Source organism: Arthrobacter sp. JCM 19049 (assembly GCF_001310435.1).
On the sequence record NZ_BAXF01000376.1, the window covers coordinates 1 to 2,164 of the forward strand.

The 2,164-nt window shown below is 65.3% G+C and carries 3 protein-coding genes and 1 pseudogene; 2 read left to right on the top strand and 2 right to left on the bottom strand.

What is annotated here, in order from left to right:
- On the bottom strand, positions 1-374 hold a 374-nt coding region (locus JCM19049_RS12345), incomplete at its 3' end, for a CorA family divalent cation transporter (RefSeq protein ID WP_279403124.1).
- A 73-nt stretch (positions 375-447) separates the two neighbouring features.
- On the opposite strand from JCM19049_RS12345, the pseudogene JCM19049_RS12350 reads away from it, so the two are divergent.
- Positions 448-1,121, top strand: a pseudogene (locus JCM19049_RS12350) (TrmH family RNA methyltransferase).
- 184 nt (positions 1,122-1,305) lie between these two features.
- On the opposite strand, the gene JCM19049_RS12355 reads toward JCM19049_RS12350, so the two are convergent.
- Positions 1,306-1,503: a hypothetical protein gene (locus tag JCM19049_RS12355; protein WP_279403125.1), complete on the bottom strand. Its 198-nt coding sequence runs from the start codon at positions 1,501-1,503 to the stop codon at positions 1,306-1,308.
- On the opposite strand from JCM19049_RS12355, the gene JCM19049_RS12360 reads away from it, so the two are divergent.
- Positions 1,493-2,164, top strand: a 672-nt coding sequence (locus JCM19049_RS12360) for a M23 family metallopeptidase (protein ID WP_279403126.1), incomplete at its 3' end; no start/stop codon positions are given. The genes JCM19049_RS12355 and JCM19049_RS12360 overlap by 11 nt on opposite strands.

A 2,164-nucleotide genomic window follows, 5' to 3' on the forward strand; every position in this document is an offset into this window, starting at 1 on the left:
CGCACGGTGGCCAGCCGCGGGGACTCGGCGTGGCGCACGGTCACCACGAAGTCGTCGCCCGCGTAGATGTGAACCTCCCCGAACTCCACCTCCTCGACGTCATCGAGGTAGCGTGCCGGGCGCAGCACCATAAACAGATGGCCTTCGTAGCGATCCAGCTTCGGGCGCTGGTGGCCCTTCAGGGTGTCTTCCACGGCCAGTGAATGCAGGGAGAATTGCTCGCTGACCACCTGAAGCTCCTGTTCGGTGGGTCGGTACAGGCCGATCCACCCCATGCCGCCGGTGCGTCGCATCACTTCAAAGGTCTGGTCCAGGTCCTGCGGATGGGCCACGGCCATGCCCGCCACGTAGATGACGTTGTCGATCACTGTCACCGGTTACCACCCGTTCGTTCCATGGACAGAAAGAATCCCATGACCTACTACCCTAGTAAGAGTGAGTCAAGAAGTGCATGATCCCTCCCGCGAGTCGACCGCCCAAGGTGAGGCTGCAGGCCAAGACACGGCGCAGAGCGAGGTCGGTGTCGGCCCCTGGCAGGGCCCCTGGCCGCAGGATGAGCGGCTGGATCCGCAACTGCTGGAGCACGGGGACCGGCGCAACGTGGCCGATAAGTACCGCTACTGGTCCATGGAGCGATCGTCGCCGACCTGGATGAACGCCGCCATGACTTCCACATCGCCATCGAGAACTGGCAGCACGACATGAACATCGGCACCGTGGTGCGCACCGCGAACGCGTTCCTGGCCAAGGAAGTGCACATTATTGGCCGCCGCCGCTGGAACCGGCGCGGTGCCATGGTCACCGATCGGTACCAGCACGTGCGTCACCATCCCACCGTTGAGGACTTTGTCCAATGGGCCCAGGGCGAGGGCCTGGCGGTCATTGGGGTGGACATCTTCCCGGACTCGGTGCCGCTGGAAACCTATGAGTTGCCGCGCCGCTGCGTGCTGGTCTTTGGCCAGGAAGGGCCCGGACTGAGCGATGAGGTGCATGCCGCAGCCGAGGCCACCTTGTCCATTGAGCAGTTTGGCTCCACCCGCTCCATCAACGCAGCCTCCGCGGCCGGTATTGCCATGCATGCCTGGGTCCGCAGACACGTGTTTAACCAGCAGGTCGGCTAGCCGCCACTCCAAAACTCCCCTACTTTTTACTCAAGCGCCTTTATTAGTCGCGCGGGAGTGCCTAGGCTTGGAAGTGTTCGTCCTCGGGGGAAAGCGGGCACTTGTGAAACGGCGTCATCAGGTTAATCGCGAGCTCTTGCTGCCCATGCGCACACGCGGCGCGCGCCGTGCCGTGAAAGTGTCCTTAACCGGACTGGCGGCAGCCGGCCTGAGCGCGGCCCTGGCCTTCCCGCTGGTGGCCCAGGGCACCGAGGACCGTCAGGGCAACATCCCGGTTGCAATCGATGCGATCGGCGACCCGAACTTCTTTGCCGGTGATGTTGTCGTCGACCAGTACGCGCCGCTGGGGGGTATTCGGTGGATCGGGCAAAGTGGTGGCCATCGATGGCCGGCCGGTGGAGATGCTGAAGGCGCCGCCCCGCACACAGCGCACCGGACCGGGATTCCCCCAGGCGCCGCTGCTGGCCGGGCAGGTGGGGCAGCTGGGTGTGCTGCCCGGCAGCCTGCAGCTCATGCACCCGGTCACGACACGCAACATTTCCAGCCCCTACGGGTGGCGCAAGAATCCCACGGGTCCCGGCAACCAGATCCACATCGGCCAGGACTATCCCATCGCCTGCGGTTCGCCGGTCTATGCCGCCGAAGCCGGCCGCGTGGTCATCTCCGGTTGGCGCGGCCATTCGGGCAATCGGGTGACCATCGACCACGGGAACAATGTGCACACCGGCTACAGCCACAACTCCCGCCTGCTGGTGGGGATCGGGGACGAGGTCGAACAGGGTCAGCTGATCGCCCGCAGCGGAACCACCGGCAACTCCACCGGATGCCATGTGCACTTTGAGGTCATTGTGGATGGGCGCTGGCACGACCCGCGCAACTACCTGCCGGGCATCCCCGGGCAGCGTCAGGCCATGATCGACTCGCGACGGCTGACCGTGAAGTCCCCGACCCTGCCCGGCGGCGGCCAGCATCGTGAGGAACCGACCCCGCCGGTCGCGGCGCCGGATCCGGATGTGGTGGTGCCGGAGGATGAGACCCCGGTG

Excerpts from the sequence above, each read along its gene's own strand:
- JCM19049_RS12355 (WP_279403125.1), bottom strand. The coding sequence starts at position 1,503 with ATGGCCACCACTTTGCCCGATCCACCGAATACCCCCCAGCGGCGCGTA.